At 56.0% G+C, this 25,208-nt stretch carries 22 protein-coding genes; 15 read left to right on the forward strand and 7 right to left on the reverse strand.

Going from position 1 to position 25,208, the window contains the following annotated elements:
- Positions 1–29 precede the first annotated feature (29 nt).
- From ABJT94_RS01115 to ABJT94_RS01130, 4 genes are all read left to right on the forward strand, one after another.
- Positions 30–1,997, forward strand: a complete 1,968-nt coding sequence (locus ABJT94_RS01115; RefSeq protein ID WP_348473822.1) for a S9 family peptidase — start codon at positions 30–32, stop codon at positions 1,995–1,997.
- A 126-nt stretch (positions 1,998–2,123) separates the two neighbouring features.
- Positions 2,124–2,948: a M48 family metallopeptidase gene (locus tag ABJT94_RS01120; RefSeq protein ID WP_348473824.1), complete on the forward strand. Its 825-nt coding sequence runs from the start codon at positions 2,124–2,126 to the stop codon at positions 2,946–2,948.
- A gap of 254 nt (positions 2,949–3,202) precedes the next feature.
- Positions 3,203–3,595 carry a PAS domain S-box protein gene (locus ABJT94_RS01125; RefSeq protein ID WP_348473825.1) on the forward strand — a complete coding sequence of 131 codons (393 nt, stop codon included), beginning with the start codon at positions 3,203–3,205 and terminating at the stop codon, positions 3,593–3,595.
- Positions 3,596–3,949: 354 nt separating this feature from the next.
- Entirely contained in the window at positions 3,950–4,936 is a 987-nt protein-coding gene (locus ABJT94_RS01130) for a methyl-accepting chemotaxis protein (RefSeq protein ID WP_348473899.1), read from the forward strand.
- Positions 4,937–4,964: 28 nt separating this feature from the next.
- Here ABJT94_RS01130 and ABJT94_RS01135 read toward each other — a convergent pair whose 3' ends face one another.
- Positions 4,965–5,795 carry a hypothetical protein gene (locus tag ABJT94_RS01135; RefSeq protein WP_348473827.1) on the reverse strand — a complete coding sequence of 277 codons (831 nt, stop codon included), beginning with the start codon at positions 5,793–5,795 and terminating at the stop codon, positions 4,965–4,967.
- 21 nt (positions 5,796–5,816) lie between these two features.
- The gene (locus ABJT94_RS01140; RefSeq protein WP_348473829.1) at positions 5,817–6,383 is read right to left on the reverse strand and encodes a YceI family protein; all 567 of its coding nucleotides are present in this window, start codon (positions 6,381–6,383) and stop codon (positions 5,817–5,819) included.
- Between the two features lie 213 nt (positions 6,384–6,596).
- Here ABJT94_RS01140 and ABJT94_RS01145 point away from each other — a divergent pair, with 213 nt between their 5' ends.
- The 7 genes from ABJT94_RS01145 to ABJT94_RS01175 all read left to right on the forward strand — a co-directional run bounded on the left by ABJT94_RS01145 (position 6,597) and on the right by ABJT94_RS01175 (position 15,090).
- Entirely contained in the window at positions 6,597–7,484 is an 888-nt protein-coding gene (locus tag ABJT94_RS01145; RefSeq protein WP_348473830.1) for a LysR family transcriptional regulator, read from the forward strand.
- A 389-nt stretch (positions 7,485–7,873) separates the two neighbouring features.
- The gene (locus ABJT94_RS01150; RefSeq protein ID WP_348473832.1) at positions 7,874–9,610 is read left to right on the forward strand and encodes an AMP-binding protein; all 1,737 of its coding nucleotides are present in this window, start codon (positions 7,874–7,876) and stop codon (positions 9,608–9,610) included.
- A 25-nt stretch (positions 9,611–9,635) separates the two neighbouring features.
- Positions 9,636–10,532 carry a bile acid:sodium symporter gene (locus tag ABJT94_RS01155; RefSeq protein WP_348473834.1) on the forward strand — a complete coding sequence of 299 codons (897 nt, stop codon included), beginning with the start codon at positions 9,636–9,638 and terminating at the stop codon, positions 10,530–10,532.
- 228 nt (positions 10,533–10,760) lie between these two features.
- Positions 10,761–11,816, forward strand: coding sequence for a biotin synthase BioB (gene bioB, locus ABJT94_RS01160; protein ID WP_348473836.1), 1,056 nt, complete (start codon positions 10,761–10,763; stop codon positions 11,814–11,816).
- 267 nt (positions 11,817–12,083) lie between these two features.
- Positions 12,084–12,950, forward strand: a complete 867-nt coding sequence (locus tag ABJT94_RS01165) for a putative selenate ABC transporter substrate-binding protein (protein WP_348473837.1) — start codon at positions 12,084–12,086, stop codon at positions 12,948–12,950.
- Complete coding sequence (locus ABJT94_RS01170; protein ID WP_348473839.1) at positions 12,947–13,612, forward strand: ATP-binding cassette domain-containing protein; 666 nt, start codon at positions 12,947–12,949, stop codon at positions 13,610–13,612. Before ABJT94_RS01165 ends, ABJT94_RS01170 begins: the two co-directional genes overlap by 4 nt.
- Entirely contained in the window at positions 13,609–15,090 is a 1,482-nt protein-coding gene (locus ABJT94_RS01175) for an ABC transporter permease (RefSeq protein WP_348473840.1), read from the forward strand. Before ABJT94_RS01170 ends, ABJT94_RS01175 begins: the two co-directional genes overlap by 4 nt.
- A 39-nt stretch (positions 15,091–15,129) precedes the next feature.
- Here ABJT94_RS01175 and ABJT94_RS01180 read toward each other — a convergent pair whose 3' ends face one another.
- Together ABJT94_RS01180 and ABJT94_RS01185 are read right to left on the reverse strand one after the other, a co-directional pair.
- Positions 15,130–16,155, reverse strand: coding sequence for a DUF2157 domain-containing protein (locus tag ABJT94_RS01180; protein ID WP_348473842.1), 1,026 nt, complete (start codon positions 16,153–16,155; stop codon positions 15,130–15,132).
- A gap of 419 nt (positions 16,156–16,574) precedes the next feature.
- Entirely contained in the window at positions 16,575–17,189 is a 615-nt protein-coding gene (locus ABJT94_RS01185; RefSeq protein WP_348473843.1) for a LysE family transporter, read from the reverse strand.
- A gap of 262 nt (positions 17,190–17,451) precedes the next feature.
- Between ABJT94_RS01185 and ABJT94_RS01190 the strand changes: the two genes are divergently transcribed.
- Both ABJT94_RS01190 and ABJT94_RS01195 read left to right on the forward strand, forming a co-directional pair.
- A complete protein-coding gene (locus ABJT94_RS01190) occupies positions 17,452–17,982 on the forward strand; it encodes a GNAT family N-acetyltransferase (RefSeq protein ID WP_348473844.1) in 531 nt (176 codons plus the stop codon).
- Between the two features lie 64 nt (positions 17,983–18,046).
- Positions 18,047–19,144, forward strand: a complete 1,098-nt coding sequence (locus tag ABJT94_RS01195) for a histone deacetylase (RefSeq protein ID WP_348473846.1) — start codon at positions 18,047–18,049, stop codon at positions 19,142–19,144.
- A gap of 135 nt (positions 19,145–19,279) precedes the next feature.
- Here ABJT94_RS01195 and ABJT94_RS01200 read toward each other — a convergent pair whose 3' ends face one another.
- The 3 genes from ABJT94_RS01200 to ABJT94_RS01210 are packed head-to-tail and all read right to left on the reverse strand — an operon-like array spanning position 19,280 to position 23,056.
- Complete coding sequence (locus ABJT94_RS01200; protein ID WP_348473848.1) at positions 19,280–21,067, reverse strand: ABC transporter ATP-binding protein; 1,788 nt, start codon at positions 21,065–21,067, stop codon at positions 19,280–19,282.
- On the reverse strand, positions 21,064–22,815 hold the full coding sequence (locus ABJT94_RS01205; protein ID WP_348473849.1) for an ABC transporter ATP-binding protein: 1,752 nt from the start codon (positions 22,813–22,815) through the stop codon (positions 21,064–21,066). The genes ABJT94_RS01200 and ABJT94_RS01205 overlap by 4 nt, the downstream gene beginning before the upstream one ends.
- A complete protein-coding gene (locus ABJT94_RS01210) occupies positions 22,808–23,056 on the reverse strand; it encodes a hypothetical protein (protein WP_348473851.1) in 249 nt (82 codons plus the stop codon). Before ABJT94_RS01210 ends, ABJT94_RS01205 begins: the two co-directional genes overlap by 8 nt.
- Positions 23,057–23,592: 536 nt before the next feature.
- Here ABJT94_RS01210 and ABJT94_RS01215 point away from each other — a divergent pair.
- Together ABJT94_RS01215 and ABJT94_RS01220 are read left to right on the forward strand one after the other, a co-directional pair.
- A complete protein-coding gene (locus ABJT94_RS01215) occupies positions 23,593–24,063 on the forward strand; it encodes a hypothetical protein (RefSeq protein WP_348473852.1) in 471 nt (156 codons plus the stop codon).
- On the forward strand, positions 24,030–25,184 hold the full coding sequence (locus tag ABJT94_RS01220; protein WP_348473854.1) for a GGDEF domain-containing protein: 1,155 nt from the start codon (positions 24,030–24,032) through the stop codon (positions 25,182–25,184). Before ABJT94_RS01215 ends, ABJT94_RS01220 begins: the two co-directional genes overlap by 34 nt.
- Positions 25,185–25,208 lie beyond the last annotated feature (24 nt).

Here is a 25,208-nt window from a genome sequence, read left to right on the forward strand (position 1 = left end):
GACAGGGAAACCAGCCAGGGAGCCGAACCATGAAATCCACAGCACCGCTTATCCCCCGCAAACAGCTGTTCAGTAATCCGGAACGCAACGCAGCCATGATCAGCCCCGATGGCCGGTATCTGGTCTGGCAGGCACCGCTCGACGGTGTCATGAACATTTGGCTGGCGCCGAGTGATGATCCCGGCGCCGCACGACCGATCACCCATGACACCCATAGAGGTATTCAGTCATGCCACTGGGCTTACAACAGCCGGGCGGTGCTTTACACCCAGGATAAGAACGGCGACGAGAACTGGCATGCCTACGCTCTGGATATCGAAACCGGGGACAGCCGAGACCTGACACCCATTAGCGGGGTGTCGGCGATGTTTACCCAGCTCAGCGAGCGTCACCCTAACTGCGTCGTCATTGGTTTGAACGACCGGGATGAATCACATCACGACCTCTACGTCATTGATGTGCTCACTGCAGAGTGCACCCTACTGGTCGAGAACCCGCGCTTTCAGACCATCATCGTGGATCGAGACTTCCAGGTTCGGCTGGCGGGTGAAGTGGAAGCCGACGGCGCCATACAATGGAATCAGTACGATCAGGGCAACTGGCACCCCCTTGAGCGAATTCCTGCAGAAGACGCCATGACCACGAATATCGTCGGCTTCGAATCCGACAGCAATCAATTGCTCATGTTCGACAGCCGGGGGCGTGACACCGCGGCCCTGATTCGCTGGAATCTCGTCACCGGCGAACGCGAAACGCTGCTGGCCGATGACAGGGCAGACATTAGCAAACTGATGATCCAGCCAAGCACGCGCACGTTGCAGGCAGCGGCAGTGGAATACGAACGGCTGGACTGGATGCCTCTGGCCCCGGGCATCGAACACGACCTGGCCTTCCTTAAGACGCTGTGCAACGGCGATTATACAATCACCTCCAGAACGCTGGATGACCAGCAATGGATTGTTACCTATACCACCCCGGAACAACCTCGGCACTACTACCGCTATGATCGCAGCCAACGAACAGCTGATCTCCTATTCACCAGCCGACCACAGCTGGAAGGCGCGCCGTTGTCTCCAATGCATCCGACGATTATTACCGCACGCGACGGGCTTAACCTGGTCAGCTACCTCAGCTTGCCTGAAGAAAGCGACCCGGAACGAACCGGCGTACCATCGGCGCCATTGCCCATGGTGCTGCTGGTTCATGGCGGCCCCTGGGGACGCGACAACTACGGGTGGAATGCCTACCACCTCTGGCTCGCCAACCGGGGCTATGCGGTACTCAGTGTCAACTTCCGTGGCTCCAACGGTTTCGGCAAAGCGTTTATCAACGCTGGCGACCGGGAATGGGGCAGAAAGATGCACGATGACCTGATCGACGCCGTTGACTGGGCTGTTGAAGGCGGCATCGCCCAGCGTGACAAAGTTGCCATTATGGGCGGTTCCTATGGCGGCTATGCCACCCTGGCGGGCCTGACTTTGACTCCAGAGGTGTTCGCCGGTGGTGTTGATATAGTCGGCCCCTCCAACTTGATTACGTTGCTGGAATCCATCCCACCCTACTGGGCGCCAATATTCAATATGTTTGCCAACCGTGTGGGCGACCCACGAACTGAATCGGGCCGTGCCTTTCTCAAAGAGCGCTCACCCCTGACTTATGCACACCGAATCTGCAAGCCGCTGCTTATCGGCCAGGGCGCCAACGACCCACGAGTGAAACAACAGGAAGCCGACCAGATAGTCGCTGCTATGAAAACCCAGGGCATACCGGTTACCTATGCCCTCTACCCGGATGAAGGCCACGGCTTCGTGCGCCCGGAAAACAACCTGTCTTTCAACGCCCTGGTCGAAGGCTTCCTGGGCACAATACTCGGCGGCCTGGTCGAACCCATCGGAACGGATCTGCACGATACCAGCTTGCACATTCCCGAAGGCGCAGAAAACATTCAGGGATTAGACCCGAGCCTGATAAATGCCGGATACCCGGAAAACACTTAGACGGGCCGTTTCAATCGCCCGCTGCGAAATGCGCCATCTGATCCGAAATAAAACCGGTACAATCATAAACTGCTATTCTTGGCTAAGTTTCCCTGATCCTAGCCCTCAAATTTGAAAGGAACTCCCATGAGAACCGCTATTCTGGCCGGTATTGGTTTGTTACTGATCTCCGCCTGCGCCACCAGCCCCACCGGCCGCTCCCAGTTGATGCTGATATCGCCGGAGATGGCCATCAGTGAGTCCAAACAGGCCTACGTCAGCACCGTTGCTGAAATCACCAATGAGTATCAGCTGATCACCGACGAGGCGTGGGTTGAGCGCATATCGACCATCACCGGCCGCCTGGTCACCGAGGCGATCAGGAAATACCCGGATTCACGAGACTGGGACTGGAGCGTCGCCATCATCGACGACCCGGACACCCTCAACGCCTGGTGCATGGCGGGCGGACGAATGGCAATCTACACCGGTATTGTCACCCAGCTCAACCTCACGGATGACGAAATCGCCCAGATCATGGGGCACGAAATATCCCATGCGCTGGCTAACCATACGGCCGAAAAGATGTCCCGCGCCGTGTTGGTGAATACCGGGTTGGCCATCACCTCGCAGGTAACCGACCAGAACGGCTATATACTGAACGGAAGTGCCATTGCCGCGCAATTGGCGCTGCAGTTGCCGAACAGCCGGGATGCAGAACGTGAGGCAGACGAGATAGGCATCGAACTGGCGATTCGTGCCGGTTACCGACCCGAGGCAGCCGTCTCACTCTGGCGCAAGATGTCACAGGCTGGCAGTGGCGGGCCGGAATTTCTAAGCACCCACCCCTCACCGGGAAACCGAATGGACACGCTGCAGGACCTGGGTAACAAACTGAAACCGTTAAATCCGACACTGGTAAAATCCGGAGTGCACCCGGTCAGGATCGTTACCGACATTCAACAACTATAATCCACAGAGTCAGTGTGGGAGACAGGGCGGTATTTTTGCAAGTCTCCCACGCCTGAATGAGTCTCCAGGGCTTGCCGTTACTGCTTCCTCAAGCGGTAGCGACCTGCTCTCTGTACTCAATAGCAGGCCTCATTGAGCGCCCGAATAGCGCCCACCGTCGTCATAACGCCAGCAAAGTATAAAGTTTTGTCTAAACTGCCAGATAACCTGTTCAGAGTCCGATTTTTCTGACGCACCCTCTGGAGCTACCGGCAATGCTTGGCTTTTCTAACAACGTCCTCGCCGCAATTAACAATACCTTTGCCTCTATCGAGTTCAAACTCGATGGCACCATTGTTAAAGCCAATTCGCTTTTTCTGGAAACCATGGGTTACCGGGCTGACGAAGTCGTTGGCAAGCACCATCGGCTGTTTGTAGACCCCGACGAAGCGAACAGCAGGCAGTACGAAGACTTCTGGAAGAACCTTCGGGCAGGCAAGGCACAAACCGCACGGTTCGAGCGAATCACCAAAGACGGCAGAAAGGTCTGGCTGCAGGCGTCTTATACGCCCATTCTGAAAGGTGGCAAAGTCAGCCGAATCATCAAGTTTGCCAATGATATTACCAGCCAGGTACTCCGTGAATCGGATTACGAGTCAAAGGTTTAGGCCATTCTTCGGTCTCAGGCCGTCATCGAATTCGACCTGTATGGCAACATTCTGGACGTCAATGAGAACTTCCTCGCGGTATTTGGCTATGAAAAGCAGGAGCTGGTCGGCAATCACCACCGCCTGTTCGTCGATGCAGCCTATGCCCAAAGCTCGGATTACAAGGCATTCTGGGAAACCCTGCGCAAAGGTCAGTTCCAGTCCAGCGAATACCGGCGCATTGCCAAAGATGGATCCGATGTCTGGATTCAGGCTACCTATAATCCCGTCAAGGATCCAAAAGGCAAGGTCCTGAAAATTATTAAGTTTGCCAGCGACATTACGGCCGACGTATTAAAGCGCGAGAAGTTCAAACTGCTGTCGCTGGTCGCCAATGAAACCGACAACTCAGTGATCATTACCGACGCCAATGGCCTTATCGATTACGTTAACCCGGGGTTTGAACGCCTTACCGGTTATAGCCTGCAGGACGTCGCTGGCAAGAAACCGGGAGCACTGCTTCAGGGGCCAGAGACCGACAAGGCTGCGATCGCCCGAATCCGCCAGGCGCTCGACAAACAAGTGCCCTTTTACGATGAGATTCTAAACTACAGCCGCAGTGGTGAACCTTACTGGATATCCCTTTCCATTAATCCGATCTTCGATGACAGTGGTGCCATTGATAAATACATATCCATCCAGGCAAACATAACCTCTGTCAAACAGATGGCTCTCGACTTCGATCGCAAGTTGGCCGCCATCAGTGAAGTATTGCTGCTCGTAGAGCTAACCCCCAATGGTAAACACGCGCACTGGAACGAGTTAGCGAAAACCAAACTGCTGCCCATCATCTCAGAAGCAGACTTCGCAAGCCTTGTGTTTAATGGATTAACGAAAGAAGAAATTGGGCGAATAGATACCGAAGGGTCTGTTAAAAAGATGGTCAGTGTTGAACGCAATGGCAAAGCACTGCATCTCGACGCCCGTCTTTGCTGCCTCAGAAATGTGAAGCAGGAGGTCGCACAATACCTTTTGCTTGGGCTTGATATCACAGATCGAAAACAGGCAGTGGGTCAGACTAAGGTGGCGATGACCAGTGTGCTGGATGCCAGCAAACAGATCAGCGCCATTGTCAGTGCCATTAACGGCATTTCCGAACAAACCAACTTGCTGGCACTCAATGCTGCCATAGAAGCAGCGCGTGCGGGGGATGTCGGTCGGGGCTTTGCCGTTGTCGCCGATGAAGTAAGAAGCCTTGCTGCGAATTCAAAGCAATCGAGTACTGAAATAGACAGCCTGGTAAAAGTCACCGTCGGGAAGATTGAGGAATTGGCAGGCTTGTTGTCCAAAATCGACGACTAAGCCTGCATCGATACCATTAACGCTCACGTCAGTACAACGACTGCTCCGGCCACACGTACCAGAGGCTGAATGCCAGCGGCAATGCGGTCACCAACACCAGCACAACCAGCTTAAGCCACCAGCGACTTGCCTCAAGCCGGGCACGAAACAGGCTGCCTACCAGCCAGGGCAGCGCGGCGGCCAGCAAAGCCACAGCAGGTACTTCAACCAGGTGGTAGGCCGTCAGCGCGACCCACATCAGTGGCAGAGTCAGGCAGGGAAGCAGGCGTTGCCACAAACGGGGAACTTGCCAGTCTGCAATAAGCGGCGCACCTCGGGCAACCCACCAGCAAACCGCCATCACCACACCCATGGCACCGGCTATTTCAGCAAGTTTGATACTGCCAGCCAGCCCGACAGTCGGCGCCAGCACCGCCACCGGCGCGACCAGAAAACCCGGCATCCAGAAGTCTGTGGTAGTCGGCGAATCGTCCGGGTTATCGGCACCTGAGGCCACCAGTGCTACCGGCACCAGCAGGGCCAGCGCCTGGCTTACCCAGACCACGGGGCCAATTGAACCGGCAAACACCCAAACCACCCAAACACTGATTGGAAGGCCGAGCAGCATCAGCGCCGCACCCTGGCGTCGGCCGAGACTGGCAGCGAGTACGGCCACCAGTGTCATCAGCCAGAGGCCATCCATCGCCGCAGGTTCCAGCAAGTGGTTTAACCGGAAGCCCTGTATCCAGCCAAAGGCACCCAGTATCGCCAGCAACACCCCGACCGCAGGCGCCCAGCTCAATCGCAAGCTGGCCGCCGCTGCCGCCAACATGACCAGCAAAGGCATTACAACGGTGGGCAGCAGCATGTCACCAATCATGGTTATAACTCCCGCTGGCCGTTATTGGCGAATACCTTCAATGAAGATCGTCAGTTCGGTTTCATCGGGCACGTTGGGGATGAAATAGTCGATGTCAAAATCACTGCGCATCAGTTCTGTGGTTGCTACGAAGCCCTGACGAAAGCCACCCCAGGGGTCGTCACCTTCACCGATTTTCACGATGTTCATTTCCACTTCGCGGGTTACACCATGCATGGTCATCTCACCCGTCAGCACGCCTTCGTCTGCGGTGCCTTCGTAACCGGTGCTGGTAAACTCAATGGTCGGGTACTGGCGAACGTTGAAGAAATCCGGACTGCGCAGGTGTTCATCACGGTCGGTGTGGTTGGTGTCGATGCTGTTAGCCTGAATCTCAATTGACACGGCATTTTCCGACAGATTGTCGTCCGACCAGGTATAGGAACCTGAAAATTCGTTAAAGCGGCCGGGCAAACGAGAAACACCCAGGTGGCCGGTTTCGAAAGTGACCGCCGAGTGGGCATGGTCAATCTGGTAATTGGCGGCCAGTGCCGAGGCACTGATCATTGAGACGGAAATGGCCGCCAGCGTCAGGGACAGAGTTTTCATGATCGCTTCCTTGTTGAGGGTAAGACAGGATAGAGCCCGCCACTCTACTGAGTCACTCGCACGCTGTAATCCACTGTAATTGAAAATGGCTTTTTCGAATTTGGAAAACAGTGATCCCGATTATACTTTGATGTATAGAAAGCATAAGGACGCCAACATCAAATCCAAAACCGGGTACCATGACCGGTTAGGTCAGAAGAAGGAGGCCGGTTGATGGACCGATTGGACGCCCTGCGGGTGTTTTGCGCCGTAGTCGAACACAGTAGTTTTTCCCGCGCTGCGACGGAGTTGAACATATCGGTCGCCAAAACCAGCAAACTGGTCCAGTCGCTGGAACAGGCCCTGAACACCAGCCTGTTGCGTCGCAATACCCGGCGCATCACCCTGACCGAAGCCGGTGAACGCTACTACCACGACGTCGTGCCGCTGCTGGAAGAGATGGCCAACATCGATGCCCGCGTCGAACGCATGACCACCACCATCACCGGCACTCTGCGCATGACCATGCCGCTAGACTTCGGGCGCCGGCTGATCATGCCACTGATCCCCGAATTCAAACTGACCTACCCCGATCTGGAGCTGGACATTGAACTGTCAGATCGTCACGCCGATCTGGTTGCCGAAGGTTTCGACCTGGGCCTGCGCGTTGCCGACCTCAAAGACAGCAGCCTGATCGCCAAACCCCTCGGCACCTATCGCATGAAGTGCGCAGCCTCACCGGAATATCTGGCCCGCCACCCAGCCATCAACACGCCCGAAGATCTGGAAGCGCACCCTTGCCTGACCTACTCACTGAGCGCCCAACCCAGCAACTGGACCCTGATCCGCGGCGAAGCAGAAGCCCGGGTCCGGGTTCAGTCGGCTCTGCAGTTAAACAACGGCGATTTGCTGGCCCAGGCAGCCTGTCAGCACCTCGGGGTCCTTTACCAGCCCGATTTCATCCTCAGCACCTATCTGGACTCCGGCGCGTTGACGCCCATCCTAACCGACTGGCAAGACCGGATGGTCCATGCCTGGCTGGTCTACCCGGCCCGAAAATACCTGCCGATGAAAGTGCAGGCGATGCTCGGTTTTCTAAAAACCCGCCTCTCGGATCAATGACCGTTTACACACCGCAGCGGGAAACCGGGTTTTCAGTCGTGTCGCTTCACTGACATCGGCATGATGCGATGAATGATGTCCGCATGGCGATTCAGCCATCCACCAGCGACTGCGAGCCAGTCGTTACGGAACACCCACACTTGCATTCAGTGTCAAGTAGATAAGGGCAAGTGTTGGCGGCTCTTTGGCAAAGCATCGATCGGGGTCAATAATCCGTAAGCAGTTCGGGTATATGTGCAGTTTTCTACAAACAGACGCTAAAGCGGTTGTTGCCTTACAGCACTGTTGAGTATTGTATCGGGGAATAAAAACAACAAAGACCTGTAGTACGTTACCCGGAGAGCGCCTTGGGAGACGAACACTGACAGGTCATCACTGCGAGGCCATTCATGTCGAATGATCAGTACTACGATAGCAAACCCTGGGAAAGCCATTACCGGGCAGCCCGGTCCGAGGCCGGTAACAGCACCGCCAGTCAACACAAGCACGACAATCTACCCGCCCTGATACAAGCTGCCAGCCAGACCTACAGCGACCACCTGGCGTTCACCACCTGCATGCCAAACGGCATGAACGGCCGGCTCACCTACGCCGAAGTTGATGAAATGTCCGATGCCTTTGCCGTCTATTTGCGCGAATGCATCAAGCTCGAAGCCGGCACCCGGGTTGCGGTGCAAATGCCCAACTGCCTGACCTTGCCAGTAGTCGCCTTCGGCATTCTCAAAGCCGGTTGCATACTGGTGAACGTCAACCCGCTCTACACCAAGCGGGAAATGGAGCACCAGTTCAACGACAGTGGTGCACAGGCGCTGGTCATCGTCGATATGTTCGTCGATAAACTCGAAGCCATTCTGGCGAAAACCGCCATCAAACAGGTGGTCATCACGTCCGTTGCCCAGTGGTTTCCACCGGTAGTCAGGGGGGTACTCAAAGCTGTCCTGAAATACTGGAATCGAGCGATTCCCCGGCATCAGGTCAACGCCGACGACATCAACACGGCTCTGAAAAAGGGCCGCGAAGCACAAGCACAGGCAAGCCTCGACGTTCGCCAGTATTGGGAACATCTGACTCGCTCAGACACCGCGCTGCTCCAGTACACGGGCGGAACCACCGGGGTCAGCAAAGGGGCCGAGCTGACGCACGGCAACCTGATCAGCAACCTGGAACAGGTCGATTCCGTGGTACAAGGGCACATCGAACCTGGCAAGGAATGCATCCTGACCGCCTTGCCGATGTACCACATCTTTGCGTTCACGGTGAATTTGCTGGCCTTCTATCACAAGGGGGCGCACAACATTCTGGTGCCCAGCCCCAGGCCCATCCAGAATTGCCAGCGTGCGTTCGATAACTACCCGATTTCGGCTATCTCGGGGGTCAACACCCTCTATAACGCACTGCTGAACGAAGAATGGTTTACCGTCTACCCGCCCAAAACCATGAAGGTGGCCATGGCAGGCGGTACCGCGCTGCACCAGGCTGTCGCCGAGCGTTGGCGCACCATAGTCGGCAGCCCCATCTCTGAAGGCTATGGCCTGACCGAAACCGCCCCGGTCATTTGTTTCAACCCGATTGGCCAGGAACGCCCCAACAGCATCGGCATCCCCGCACCCGATACCGAGGTGCGCATCGTCGATGAACAGGGAGCCACCGTACCAGTCGGCGACCCCGGCGAAATCATCGTCCGTGGCCCCCAGGTCATGAAAGGTTACTGGAACCGCCCGCAGGATACCGCCGACTCCGTCAGGGACGGCTGGTTCTATACCGGCGACATCGGCGTGATGACCGAAGACGGCCATTTCAGCATCGTCGATCGCAAGAAAGACATGATTCTGGTCAGCGGCTTTAACGTCTACCCCAATGAAATAGAAGACTGCATCGCCCGCATTCCCCAGGTGCAAGAATCGGCCGTGATTGGCGTCGCTGACGATCAGACGGGTGAAGCAGTACAGGCATTTGTGGTGTTGCGCGAAGAAGGCATTACCGAGCGCGACATTATCGCCCACTGCAAGCAGGAACTCGCGGCCTATAAAGTGCCCCGAAAAGTCGTCTTCTGGGATGAGTTGCCTAAAACGCCGGTCGGCAAGGTGCTCAGAAAAGAAGTCCGCGCCGCCGTCATAAAACAATAACAGTTACTCAGTCGGAGCACAGAACATGCTTAGTCCATTGGAAGAAAGTTTATTGTCGATCATGATGGTGATCATCATGTTTGGCATGGGGTCGTCACTGACCTTCAAAGATTTCCGCCTGGCCTTGCGACACCCGCAGGCGGTGGGGGTTGGTTTCGCTTCGCAATACCTGCTCATGCCGTTGATCGCCTTTTTACTGTCACGCGTGCTGGATTTAACGGTAGAGCAAACCGTAGGGCTGGTTCTCATCGGGTGCATGCCGGGTGGCACGACCTCCAACATCTTTGCCTATTTTTCAAAAAGTCTGCTCAGTCTGAGCATCATGATGACCATCTGCTCAACGCTGGCTGGTTTCGTTATGGTGCCGTTGCTGATGGAGTTCTACACTCAGGGAATCGATGATGCGTTCCGTATCCCGCCAGACCAGATTGCCCGGCTCCTGTTTGTGTTGCTGATCCCCACCCTGATTGGCATGTGGCTGCGCCGCAAAAACTCCAATATCGGTGCGGTTATCGAACTGATGGGCGGCATTCTCGGTGCCATCGTCATTATCTTTCTCGTAATCACCTGGGTACCCAGAAACTGGCGCTTGCTGGTAGAAACCAGCTGGGAAGTCTATGCCGCGGTGATTTTAATCGGGCTCATTGGCTTTACCTTCGGCTATATTTTCTCCCGCGTGCTCAGACTGAACCCGCAAAAAGCCAGAACAGTATCGCTGGAAACCGGCATCCAGAATGGCCCGCTGGCGGCGCTGATCGTCATCATGACGTTCGCCGATGAAACTCAGCAGCTTATCTTGCTGATACCCGTCATGTATTCACTTTTTATCGTGATCAACTCCACCATCGCCACCGTCTTCTACCGTCGCTGGACCCGGCGTGAAGAACTGGCGCGAGACCAGGCCAAGGTCGAACCCGCCTGAAGCATCCCTTGCCTCTATGGCACCTTGCGATGATCCGTCGCAAGGTGCCATCTACAGAAACGTCTTCCCGTACTCGTTGTCTGCACGCATCGACACTTTGGCGGGGCTTGTTTACAGCACGGCATCCGATCATCAATCAACCAACAGTAAAATCTGAAACCCGACAAAGTTGACTGCGCCTGACTCAGACTTAGACTTCCAGGCGCCACTCATCAACAAGGATTTCTCATGCAGGCGCCCGGTGCCATACGCCACGGCTGGACAACCGCCGAGGTAGGTGAGCTTTTCGCATTGCCTTTCAATGATCTGCTGTTTCGGGCGCAGAGCGTACATCGCCAGTATTTCGACCCCAATCGCGTGCAAGTCAGCACCCTGTTGTCGATAAAAACAGGCGCATGCCCGGAAGATTGCAAATATTGCCCGCAAAGCGCCCGCTACAATACCGGGCTAAAAAAAGAACGGCTGATGGACGTGGACACCGTGTTGCAGCGGGCAAAGGAAGCCAAACACAATGGGGCCACCCGCTTTTGCATGGGCGCAGCCTGGCGCAACCCTCACGACAGAGACATGCCCGCCGTCATCGGGATGATCAGCGGCGTAAAATCACTGGGCCTGGAAACCTGCATGACGCTGGGCATGCTCAGCCCCAGGCAAGCTGAGATGTTGAAAGAAGCCGGGCTCGATTACTACAATCATAACCTAGATACATCACCCGAATATTACGCCGATATCATCAGCACCCGGACCTACCAAAACCGACTCGATACGCTGGAGCAGGTGCGCAATGCCGGCATGAAGGTCTGTTCTGGCGGCATTGTGGGTATGGGTGAAAGCGCCAGCGACCGGGCCGGGTTGCTGGTGCAACTGGCCAACCTGGAGCCGCACCCCGAAAGCGTCCCCATCAACAAACTGGTCAAAGTAGCAGGAACACCGCTGGAGCAGGTCGAAGACCTCGATGAGTTCGAGTTTATTCGCACCATTGCCGTCGCCCGCATCATGATGCCTAAAAGCCATGTGCGGCTCTCCGCCGGCCGTGAAGCCATGAACGAACAGATGCAGGCGCTGTGCTTTTTGGCCGGTGCCAATTCACTATTTTACGGCTGCAAGCTACTGACAACCGCCAACCCCGAAGAAGACGCCGATGCCCGTCTGTTTAATAAACTCGGCATCAACACCGAACACAACCACGACGCCAACCATAAAGAGCAGAAAGCCGAAGCAGTGGATGCGTTGAATCGTCAGACAACCAATGCCTTGTTTTATGATGCCAGCTCCAGATCCTAGCTAGCACTTTACAGTGCATGGTTTGCCTCTAGGAGCCTCTGAATTTCCAATGGGCAAACCATCGCCCCACCCCAGTCGACGCCCTCCCCAATAGTTCAGCTTCATAAGCCACTGTCACCACGTCCGCTCACCAAGGCCCGAATGTTTCTCCAAACAACGGGTCAACGGTGCGCAGGTGAATACAGGTACAGCGCAGTCTTTTGATATACTCCTGCCCCTATTCCTCCATGCCCATTTGCTACAATGGCCTCAACAAGGACACTCTACATGAACTGGATAACAAAAACCTTTTGCGTCAGCCTCGCAACGTTTCTGGCCCCAGCCGTTTTGGCCGAGACCTTTGTGTTCACCGCCATCCCCGATCAGGACGAACGTCAGTTAACCGAGCGCTTTGGCAAGATCGCGGACTATCTTGAACAGCAGCTTGAGATCGAGGTTCAGTACATTCCCGTTAAAAGTTATTCTGCCGCCGTTAGCGCGTTTCGCAGTGATCAGGTGCAAATGGCCTGGTTTGGTGGTCTAACCGGAGTACAGGCAAGGCAGTTGGTGCCGGGCAGTCAGGCCATTGCCCAAGGCGAGGAAGACACCGCCTTTAAATCCTATTTCATCGCCCACGAAAGCGCGGGCCTGGCTCCGGCCGACACATTGACCGATGCCTTGCGCGGCAAAAGCTTCACCTTTGGCTCCAAAGGCTCTACTTCAGGACGGTTAATGCCGGAGTTTTACCTGCGCGAGCAATTCGATGAAGCGCCGGAAACCCTGTTCAGCCGGGTCGGCTTCTCCGGTGATCATTCACGTACCATCGCCCTGGTCGAATCGGGTGCCTATGACGTAGGCGCGGTGAACTACGCCGTTTGGGACGCCGCTGTAGAAGCGGGTGAGCTGGATACCACCGTCGTGCAAATCATATGGGAAACCCCGGCTTATCCGGATTACCAGTGGACCATCCGCGGCGATGCCGACGCCCGTTTCGGAGACGGCTTCACCCAGCGCGTGCAACAAGCACTGCTGGATATGACCGACCCGGACCTGCTCGCAGCTTTCCCGCGCAGCGGTTTCATTCCCGCAACCAATGCGGATTACGCACCCATTGAAGCGACTGCAATATCCATCGGCATCATGGACGCCCAGTGACCGGCTTTCGACTTCAACAGGCCGCGTTGACGGTAAGCGGCCGCACCGTGTTACACGACCTGGATCTCAACATCCGGTCGGGTGAACGGGTAGCGCTGCTGGGGGAGTCAGGCGCGGGCAAGACCACTCTGTTGCGGGCGCTGCGCGAGCAACAAACGAGTCAGGTGGCCTGGTGCCCGCAGCAGCCCGGTCTGGTGCCGGTACTGTCTGTTTTTCACAATCTCTACATGGGTCGGCTCGACCACTATGCCACAGCCTATAACCTGCTGAACCTGATTCGCCCGGCACCGGCTCGCCGTCGTGAGGTTACAGAACTGGCCAACCGGCTCGGCTTGGGCGACCGGTTATGGGCACCGGTGGAACAATTGTCCGGCGGCCAGCAAAGCCGTGTGAATCTGGGACGGGCACTGTACCAGCAACGCCCCGTCTTTATTGGCGACGAGCCGGTGTCGGCGATTGACGAACGCCAGGGCGACGACTTGTTAGCGCTGGTGTGCGAACAGCACGAAACCGTTGTGCTCGCATTGCACAATATTGATCAGGCGCTGACACACTGCAATCGCATCATTGGCATTCGCGATGGCCGTGTGGCATTCGACCGCCCGAGCGACCAGCTGACCAGTACCGACATCAAACCGCTCTATCCATCAGACGTTTCATGACCACTCGCCCCCTGCCCCGCGATACCGGTGCCATGCGCCGCACCATCGCCCTGTTCGTTCTGCTGGCACTCTTATGCCTGCCCTGGGCCGACATCGCGATTCATACTCTGGCTCCCGGGCGGGAACTGGGGCGGCTGGCGCAGGGCCTGCTGTGGCCGCAATGGCCGACCACCCGCACCCTGGGCGAGGCCATCGCGGCCACTCTGGCTTTCGCGTTTCAAGGGGTAGCACTGGGCGCCGTCGCCGGCTTCGGGCTGGCACTGATCTATCGGCGGCGTGCGGTTCGCTGGCTCGCGGCTTCTTTGCGCGCTGTGCATGAACTGTTCTGGGCATTGCTGTTCATTCAATTATTCGGGCTGAGCACCCTGGCCGGCGTGCTGGCCATTGCGGTGCCCTACGCCGGGATCTTTGCCAAGGTCTACGGTGAGCTGTTCGAAGAGACCGACCCGGCCCCGCGCCAGGCATTGCCGACTAACGCCAGCCGGCTATCGAGCCTGATGTTCACCACCCTGCCCCAGGCCTGGCCGAACCTCGCCGCCTACACCCGTTACCGGTTGGAATGCGGCATTCGCAGCTCCGCCGTTCTCGGCTTCATCGGCCTGCCAACGCTGGGCTACCATCTGGAAAGTTTGCTGCGCCAGGGCTTTTACGCAGAAGCAGCGCCGTTTTTCTACGCGCTGCTGATTCTGATTGCCACCCAGCATCGCTGGTGCCGGGGCTGGATGATTCCCGCCTTGCTGCTGGCAGCCCTGTGGTGGCTGCCGCCAGTCGCGCCGGTTAACGCCAGCCTGATCTGGCAGTTTCTGACCTACGACATCGTGCCCGCACCGCTGCGCAGCGGCGTCGATGCATGGCCCTGGTTGGCCGACCTGTGGCAAAGCCAACTTTGGCCGGGACTGGTCAACACCCTGGTGCTAGCAATACTCTCGCTGGTGGTGATGGGGCTGCTCGGCGTAATGCTGTTCCCGTCCGTTTCGCGATTGTTTGGTAACCGCTGGACGCGTGGCCTGAGCCACGGTGTTCTGGTCGTGCTGCGCTCGCTGCCGGAATACCTGCTGGCTTTTATCGCGCTGATTCTGCTGGGGCCCAGTATGCTGCCTGCCATTATCGCGCTCGGTCTGCACAACGGCGCCATCATCGCTCACCTGATCGGCCAGTACAGCAACACTCTGGTACTGCGCGACGATGCCGCCCGCGGCGTGAACCGCTACTTTTTTGAAGTGCTGCCGCGCCAGTTCCGTCTGTTCCTGGCGTTCTCACTTTACCGCTTCGAAACCGTCATTCGCGAAACCGCGATTCTCGGCATGCTCGGCATTCCCACCCTTGGTTTCTTTATCGATTCTGCCTTTGCCGAATTCCGATTCGACCGGGCGGTCCTGCTGCTTGTCGCCAGCGCTATCCTTAACATCGGCGTCGATGGTTTCGCACGGCGGATACGGCGACGGTTGCATTTGCAGCAGCAAGTACAGGTGTGCTGAGAATACAACCTCTGAGAGGATCTAAGCGGCGGTTTAACGTTACTTGGAGTCCAGTAATTCTCGCAGGGCAACCGGCAAAATGCTTCGCACTTTCACGGTAAGGCTCTGCTCATTCTTCTGCCACAAAACACCCAGATAAATGATCGCCAGGCCAATCGCCGTTAGCGCGATCGGAAACAGCAGGCTGTCTTCAAACACCGAGTGAGCAAGGTACCCGAGATAAAAGCTACTGCCCAGCGCACCAAACACCATAAAAACCCTGCGCACCAGCATCACACCCAGCCCCATCATTATCAGGTTAATGCCAAAGTACAGCAGTTTCGACAACTCGCTGTCAGAATTCTGTGCGGTCAGGCCACCCCAAAACGTCAACACACCGAACAGGTAAAGCCAGAACGCGTAATCCGCAGAATGCCTGGCTCGAATATCCACCCAGAACGCCAGGCCCAGCATCAGCAAACCAAAATACAGCGATACCAGCGACCGTAACTCAAAATCGGGCCGCTCGCCCACCAGCATGGCTGCCAGATCCATCGACAAATACCATAGAGTGAAGGCGATCGGCAAAACCAGAAACGGGTATTTGTATAGCCGGGCTATGATGACACCAGTGGCAAGCGTACCGAGCTCCATATAAAGCCAATGCCACTTAATGTACCGGTGGTAATCACGGTACTCACTGCCTTCGGGCCAGACACCCAACCCTTGCTGAAGCCCATAGATGAACAGCGGTGTGAGAAACACCGCGAAGGTGGCACATATGCCCGCTGGGATGGCATAGCCTTGCTTCTGAAATCGGTTGGCAAGCAGTAACCCACCTGCCGCATAGAAAAGAGAGATACACACAATACCCCAGCCGCCAAAGGCTTCCCAGCCGAGCCCCATAAACAATGTCATAGCGCCGATAGCAATGAGCCCGCCAAGATAGTAGAGCACATGGGTCAGACTGAAGCTTGGGCCAACCTCCGGTCGGGCTTGCAGAAACGCCAGCAACCGCAAGGATTGCTCCTGCGAAAGAATGCCTTCCGCTACGGCCGCGTCCATTGCGCTTTTGGTTATTTTCATTCGGTTATCTCCTTGTTTTGGCTAGATCAGCAAGCCATCTGAACTGGTCTGTCACCTGCCCTATTATTTTCATCATTCGCACTTGACCTCAAGTTAACATGAGGAATTAGCATGGCCGTGCTCACATCAAACACAGCAACTATGAGGAAGCAGCCATGTGGACCCGTCAACTCCTTAACGTCATCAGATCACGGTACCAGCGCTCCAGATGGTTAAGACACCAGCGGGCCATGCGCCTGGACGTGGCTCACCTGAGCGATCACCTTAAAAAGGACATTGGGCTGAACAACCTCGGCGCGGTGCCCTTGCTGACCTGGCAAGATACGCCAGAAACAGCACGGACTGCACCAACCAGAGGGAACCCGACTGGAACCCTGTACCCGGAATACAGGCAGGCATCGCGCTCAAAAAAGCCGATGCTAATTACTGGTAAACGGTAAGGCTGAGCCAATGGCAATAAAAAGCCCGCCACAGACGTGATTAAACCGCTTACCAACCCGGGCCAGCCAGGGTCTAATGGTAAAAGCCAATCGCGCCAGCCCGTACTCGACAAAAAACTCACCCAAGGCAAAGGTCAGCGCCATGATCACGAACTGCTGCAACAGGGCCGCATTCGGGTCCAGAAACTGCGGTAGAAAAGCACCAAAGAACAACAGCACCTTTGGATTCGACACAGCGGCCAACAAGCCTTGCCGGAACAAAGTAGTGCCAGATACCCATTTCAGTTCCGAAACATACTCGACCTGAGGCGGAGGTGAGCGCCAGACCTGGATACCCAGCCACACCAGATACGCAGCCCCTACCCATTTCAACACCATCAGCGCATGGGCTGAGGCCTGTAATAACATGCCGATACCAAACATCGACAAGGCAATGGCGATTATAAAACCGAGTGTGCCGCCGCTGATGGTAAACAGAGACCGTCGATGGCCATAAAGCGCGCCATGGGTCAGCGCGAGCAGGCTATTGGGCCCGGGTGTTAACGACAACCCAATGACCGCAACCAGATAAATCAACCAGATGTCCAGCGCCATGAAAGCCCCCTCACTGACTAAAAAACCACTATGAAGGCTGTCCGGGTTGCTGTCTACTGTGAACGCGCAACCGACGCACCCATCTCACTGAGTTCACCCGAGCTATCAATCCCTGACTGTGATAGCCACCAATATGAATGTCTTAAGAACAGTGGTTCCAGTGACAAACACCGGTTTAGCTGCTTACCTAGTTGAACGGCATCTCTCTGTGAAGCAAGTGACATCCATATTCAATCAGAGACACCAATAAGGAAAACCTGGGATGGCTACCAAAAAGCAGACACCCGCCTACACCATCCGCGATGCGACCGAGGCGGATTTACCCATGCTTGTGGATTTTCTCAAAAAGCTCGCGCTGCATGTAACCGGGGGGCCAGAACTGGAACTCAAGGAGTCGGAATACCAGCGGCTGCTCGAAGTGCTTGAAGCGGCACTGGCCTCGCCCGACAAACGCGTCGTCGTTGCCGAGCAGCCCGGTGTGGGGTTGATCGGTATGGGGGATGTTACTGTCTGGTCCAGTCAGAGTATCTGGGAACAGGCGACGGTAGCAGAATACCGGTCTGCTATTCTTGACGACATCTGGGTTGAGCCGGAGTTCCGCAAAGCCGGTATCTTCAAGGCATTGCTGCGCGGTCTGGTTGATTTTGCCGACCAGCAGGGGGCGCACGATTTAATGCTGGAGTACTCATCGTCCAACAAAGAAGCCAAATCAGCCTGGACACGGCTTGGTTTTGTAACAACCGGTGTTCGCGCTGCTGCATTCACCCACAAGGTGAAGGAAGCCCTGACATGACAGCCCTGGTGCGGAACGCAAACCCAGCAAACACCGGACAATTCCTGGAAGAGGTGACGATCTGATGCCTAGCCGAACGGTTAACGTTTTCTATGATGAGATAATGCTTGGCCACAACCCGGAAGTCGACGTGCCCTATCTACCCAGCCGGGTTGAGAAGCGCGTCAGAACCATCCTGAGCGGGCTCGATTTCAAATGGAGCTATCCCGAACACCCCGGTCGTATTTCTGCGGTAAAAACCTACCTCGATGAGCACCCGATTCGCGGCGTTCATGTTCGCACCGGCCCGAAGGCCAGCTACAAACAACTGGCGCGCGTTCATACCAGCGCCTACCTGGACTATCTGTTCTCGTTAACCGGCAAAAACGCCTGGCTCGATTCAGACACCACCGCCGTCTCGCCCGACAGCATCGACGCCGCCGTCATGGCCGCTGGCCTCGCCATCGCGGCGGTAGAGTCGGTCGTTCACGGCAAAGCCGACAGCGCTTTCGCCCTGGTTCGTCCTCCGGGCCACCATGCCGAACCGGTGCGCGCCCGTGGCTTCTGCCTGATCAACAACGTCGCCGTAGCGGCCGCACATGCCCACGCCAAACTCGGTTGCGAGCGCATTCTCATCATCGATTGGGATGCGCACCACGGCAACGGCACCCAGGATATTTTCTGGGCCGATCCCAGCGTGCTGTTTTTCGATACTCATTGTGCCGCACCCTTTTATCCGGGTTCCGGCCATCTGGAAGAAGTAGGCGCTGGTTTGGGGGAAGGCTACACCATCAATGTGCCATTGCCCGAGTCGGCTGGCGACGTCGCTTTTGAGAAAGCCTTCCGGGACATTCTTGTCCCTGCTGCTGAACGCTACCAACCCGACCTGATACTGGTATCGGCAGGGTTCGATCCGCACCGGAACGATATGGCACTGAACCTGACCTACGACGGGTTCAAGGTGATCACCAGCATCGTGCAGGGAATCGCCGACGCACACTGCAAAGGCAAGCTGGCGTTCGTGCTCGAAGGCGGTTACAACCTGACCTCGTTATCAAAGGGCGTTCACGCCGTCCTGGATGTTTTGACGGGCGGTGATGTGCCCGAAATCAGTGAGACGGGCATCAAAGAGGTGGAGACCGCAGCGGCCTATCATCGCTCAGCCTTCACAGACGACGAATAGGCCCTGACCTGTCAGTTTGGCCAGGGCGTTCATCTCAACGCCCACCTTACTGCTGCATCCTCCAAGCCTTACCAAGAGCCACCGCAGAACCGGCGCGTACAATTGCTGCCTAAGTGACGTCAGTGTGTATACGGATCACGACAACACCAGTTCCTCACCGGCGTCACCCGGATCGTCGGCTTGTTGCAACAACCCGGCGTAAACGGCGTTTTTCGCCAGCAACTGCTCATGGTTACCCTGCTCGACAACACGCCCCTGGTCGAGCACGAGAATGGTATCGCTGTGCCGGATCGTACTCAGCCGGTGTGCAATGGCGATCACGGTCCGTTCTTTAAACAGTCGGCTGATCGCCCGTTGAATCAGGTTTTCGGTCACCGAATCGACGGAGCTGGTCGCTTCGTCAAGCATAATCACCTGGCCGCCCTGGGCGACAGCCCGGGCAAAGGAAATCAATTGTGTCTGACCGGCACTGAGGTTGCCGCCATTGCCGTCCAGCTCCATGTCATACCCGCCGGGCAGTGTTTTTATAAAGCCATCGGCATACACATAGCGTGCGGCTTCGTGTATCTGTTCACGATCTACCGAGGGTTTACCGAGGCCAATGTTGAAGGCGATGCTTTCGTCGAACAGGTACACATCCTGCTGCATCAGAGAAAACAGAGGCATGGCGTCTTCGATCGACAGGGACGACAGTTCGATGCCGTTGAGCAGAATGCTGCCTTCGTAATCCTGGTAGACTTTTGAGATCAACCGCAGAATCGTCGACTTACCGGACCCGGTCGTACCCACCAACGCCAGCTGATGACCCTTCTCCAGCCGAAAGGAGACGTTTCTTAAAACCCAGGGCGCATCGTTGGCGTAACGGAAGGACACATCCCGGAACTCCAGCGACTCGAAGGTCTGCAGCTGGTCCCCCAGCGTGTCTTTACTGATAAGGTTCCGGCCATCTTCTTCAAGCGGTTCCTGAAAGAGTTCGTCGATGTGATCGAACGCGGCGAACGACCGCTGAATGGCGGCGATCTGACCGGTGAAATCACGCAGCGGCACGAAAACTTTTTCCATGTTGTTAATGAAAGCGATCAGCACACCGAGCGTCACCGCTTCCTGCACCACCTTGCCGGAGCCGTACCAGATGATCAGACCTATGGTGATGGTGGTCACACCGGTAATTACCGAAAACAACACGGCATCGTATTTGTTCGACTTCAACTGGGCCTGCAAAAACGACTGTGTATAGTCGGCATAGCGTCGTTCAACTTCCTCTTCGGCTCCGTACAACTGCACGGTCTTGACGCCGAGCAGACACTCCTGCAAAAAACCGGTGCCCTTGGCCAAAGCGCTGCGGGTTATCTGATACATGCTGCGCAGTTTGTCGCGAATCAGTTTGGTGATGTAGAGCACCGGTGGAAAGACGGTCAGCACAATCAGCGTCAGCTTCCAGTCGATGACCAGCATCAGGATGATCAACGCGATGGTGTTGATCAGGTCCCGCACCATCGACAGAACACCCATGACGAAGGAATCGGAAATAGCTTCCAGATCACCGGTCAGACGCGACAGGGTGACGCCGGTTGGTGTCCGGTCGAAATAGGTTCGAGGCAGTTTCAGAATGCGCCGGAACAGCAACATGCGGATATCAAAGAGCGTGAACTGCCCGGTTTTGCGCAGGAAGAACGAGTAGCATGAATCGGCGATGTAGTTGACGACGACCACAGCAACCATCAGCCCAATCAGCAGGGGCAAGCCTTCGTATTCGCCAACGGACAGATAGTCGTCAATAATCTTGATGGTCAGCCAAGGAAACAGCAGGTTGCTCGCGATGGACAATGGCAACATCGCGACGCCGATCAGCCCCCAGGTTTTGTAAGGCTTCGCAAATTGCACAAAGCGGCGAATGTAGCTGATGTCGAGTCCCTTGATCATGCGCTTTCCTCCACATCGTGCTGCTGCAGTTCCCAGGTTTCCCGGTAGTAGTCGCTGCTGTCGAGCAATTGCTCATGAGTGCCCCGGGCAATGATCTCCCCGTTATGAAGCACCAGAATTTTGTCCAGATTTTCCAGAGCACTGATGCGATGCGAGACCACCAGCACCGACTGCTGCCCGATGCGACTGAACAGACCGCCGAGGATTTTTCGTTCTGTCTCGTAATCCACGGCAGAAAGTACATTGTCCATGATGATCAGGTCGGCCGGACTGAGCAGTGCCCGCGCGATACTCAGGCGCTGCTTCTGGCCGCCGGAAAGCATAATGCCTCTCTCGCCCACCAGGGTCTGGTCGCCGTCCTGAAAGCGCGAGATGTCGTCGCTCAACTGGCTCAGCGCCAGTACCTCGTCGATCTGATGTTTGTCGACCGGCTGCCCATCGGTTCCGAAACGGACATTGGCTTCCACCGTATCGGAGAACAGATAAGGCTCCTGGGTGATGGTTCGCACGGCGCTGCGCCACTGTCGTCGTGGCAGTCGGGCAATGTCTTCATCGCCCCAGAAAATGTGCCCTTCAGGTACATCAAGGTGATGGTTGATGCAATTGACCAGCGTCGTTTTCCCGGAGCCGATGCTGCCCAGCACACCCACCTTTTTACCGGGCCCGATATCGAAGCTGATGTCTTTCAGCGCCAGGGTATCCTGCCCCGGGTAGGCGAAGTTCAGATGGCGGACACTGAGTGTCCGCCCGGCCGACGCCGCTGGCTGAGGTGGCGTACGATCCGTCTCGGGTATCTCGGCATTCAAAATAGACTGAACACTTTCGATGCTGACCATCCCCATCTGATAGACCACAGCAATCCGGCCCAGTTGCGCCAGTGGCAACGCCAACAGCGCGGAGTACGACAGGAAGGCGGTCATTTCCCCCAGCGTCAGCCCCTGTTGCAGAACCATGTAACCCCCGAACCCGAGAATGACGACCTTCATCAAGTCGTTGGCGTAATCCAGCAACGGCAGAATGAATGTCTGTATCCGGGTCACTCGCATAATGGTATCCAGCAAACGGCTGTTCACCTGCTCGATTTCGGCCAGCACCCAGGGACCCATCTGCTGGTTCTTGATCAGGTCGATGCCCGAGAGGTAGTTCATCAATTGTTCGGATAGCCGTTGCAACCGCTGCATGCGCTCGGCCTGGTACTTGCGCATTCGCATAAAGCCCTGGTTAAAGGCAATAAACGCCAGCGCCACTGGAATGACCGAATACAGCATCAGCGAGGGCGAAATGCGCCACATCCAGATCGGGGTCAATGTCAGCGCGAAGATCACATTCACGGTCTGCAGGAAACCAATGCCATAGAACAGCCGAATGCCGTTCATGTCATTGTTGATGATCGAAATCAGCTTGCCGGACTGAAACTGCTGATGATAGGCGTTAGGTAATCGGTTCAGTCGAAAAAACAGGTCGTTCTTTAGCGTCGCTTCTGTAATCCGCCCCGGGTTCAGTGAATACATCCGCGACAGGATGCGCACACCGACCATGATCAGCGAAAACGCAACCACCCAAAGAACGTATTCGTTCAAATTGCTGCGGGCCGCCTGGTCGGCTTTGCCCAGCAGGTCGATGGCCTGCTGAATGTAGCGCGGGATCTCGACCTGCAACCAATTGACCACGAAAATACAAACCACAGCAATCAGGTACGACCACTTATTCAGCAAGAAATAGTGAAGAAGGAACTGGCGTTTAGTCATCGGCTTTCTCAGGCGTGCTGCAGGCATGAAGTTCGGAGGCATTGGCGGGCGGCTCAATGCCGTACTCGTTTTGACAGGCACGGATAATGGCGTGGCGAACATCGCACTGCTGCTCGAGAGCGTCGAGCAACCAAACCGGCAGGCGAACCGGGCGTGTTTTGATGCCGGGTTTACGGCCACAACCGGGCCGGGCACCGCCGCGGCTGCAGCAGCCGTCTGACTTGTCGGTCGAATCTGGCAAGGGGAACTCCGGGAGAATTTTGAAAAGTGTACACTTTTCATTTTAAAAGTACAGCCTGGCTGTGGGCACATCGGCTTTGCCGTGCTCAACCTAAACGATGCCTGCACCCGCTTTGCAGGCTTGGGCGACCCCTTTGTGAAGCGCCCTCAAGAGGGAAAAATGAACGACTTCGCTTTTATCTAAGACCCGGATGGCTTTTGGATCGAAATATTTGAACCCAGCCGCATCCCAGCCGGTTCAGCGGCGCACCCTGGGGAATAAACAGGCTCTGCAACTTCTTGTTGGTTCGGTCAATACAGTCCATGTACACTATCGGACGTTTTTTGACCGATACCGGTCTTCGGGCCCTGATACTCAAGAACGCGGTGCCCTTTTTCACTCCCTTCAACCCCGAGGTCAGGTAGACGCATGCGACTACCGTTCAATAGCCAACCTGAAGGCTAGGCTGTACATTCGGTCGCGTGTGGAAGGGCTACTGGCACAACCTGACGCACTAACATCGCGTTTCCAGGTCTCAACGGACAAGAGGGCTTTCCGTGAAAACGCTATACCGGGCACTTATTTCGCTTTCGTTATTCCTACCCATGCTGGCGTGGTCGACGAACCATCGCGATGGCATCACGCTGATTCAAGGCACTGAAAACCGCGTGATGAACCTGGAGGAGCTACACACCCAGGCAAACGTCTCCATTGTTATTTATGAACCTTTCCGTCGGGATCAGATCTCAATCCAGGGCATTCGCTTGGCAGACTTTGTCTCGCAGCATTTCGAGGGCACCCCCAGCAGTATCGAACTTCAGGCTCACGATGGTTACACCGTCGTCATCTCCAACTGGCAAGACCAAAACTGGATTCTCATGACCCATGAGAACGACCGGCCGCTGACGTTACGAACACATGGCCCGGTCAGGTTGGTAGAGGAAGACCTGCGCAATCGCGATCCGAACATACTGCGGGACTTCACCGAATGGGTATGGATGATTCAACAGATCAGGGCGGTAGAGTGAACCTGCTGCAGAATCGGTTATCCTGGTGGCTGTGGTTAGCCACGTTGAGCTTCGGTGTTGTTGCTGCCTGGGTGGTGTACGAAGTACGCTGGTTTTACCCCGACCTGCAACGCCATTTCGGCCCTGTGGGCGACCCACAGGTAGGCCGCCAGATCATCACCCGTTCACGTGAGTATTTGCAAAACGGGCTCACGATACTGGCCTCTGAACCGCTGGATAAGGAGCAGTTCGAAGACGGCTATTTTCAATTTGAACTGGCCTACAGCTTCCTTAATGTTGGGCTCTATCTGGAGCGTTATGACTGCACTGAACCGAGCTTGAACCAACTCGGTCAACTGTTAGATCGCCTAACGAGCCCCACCACGACCGACCTGGCGTCCGTCGTGCGCACCGTCAACCCCGTCATTCAGTGCGCAACGTCCATTGAACAACATCAGTGGGAACTGCGTCAGACACGTGCCCTGCACATGGCCGAACGCCTCGATCGCAGCCAACGCTGGTTTTTAACCGTTACCGGCATTGCCTACTCCATGGGTGTTTTGTTTCTGGTGTTTTATGAACTCCAGAGACGACGAACCAATCGTTCTTTGAAATCCCAGGTATCCTGGATGGAAAAAGCGTTGGAAGATGCACTGACCGGCGCACAGAACCGACGAGCCTTCGACCAGGACCTCCAGCGCCATTTCAAACGATTCAAGAAAGGCGGCGACAGCTTTTCGTTGCTGATGTGCGATCTGGACTACTTCAAAGCTTACAATGACCAATTTGGTCATACTCGCGGTGACGAAGCCCTGCAGCAGGTGGTTGAAGTTATCACCCAAACCCTGAGACCCGGGGATCAGGTTTACCGGTACGGCGGTGAAGAGCTGGCCATTCTTTTGCCCAATACGCGTCAGAAAGAGGCGCGCCCGATTGCCGACAGAGCCATTACTGCAGTGCGCCGACTGGACATCGGCAACCCCGCCAGCCCATTGAAAACGTTGACCCTAAGTGCCGGCCTGGCAACCAGTGGCGACAACGACACAACAGGGGAAGACGTGCTAAACCGGGCAGACAGTCTTCTGTACCAGGTAAAAGTAAGCGGCAAAGACGCTGTCATCGACGAATCACAAAGCGAATAAGAACTGGGTGAATCGAATAGGACC

The organism is Saccharospirillum sp., from assembly GCF_039982735.1.
Classification (GTDB): domain Bacteria; phylum Pseudomonadota; class Gammaproteobacteria; order Pseudomonadales; family Natronospirillaceae; genus Saccharospirillum.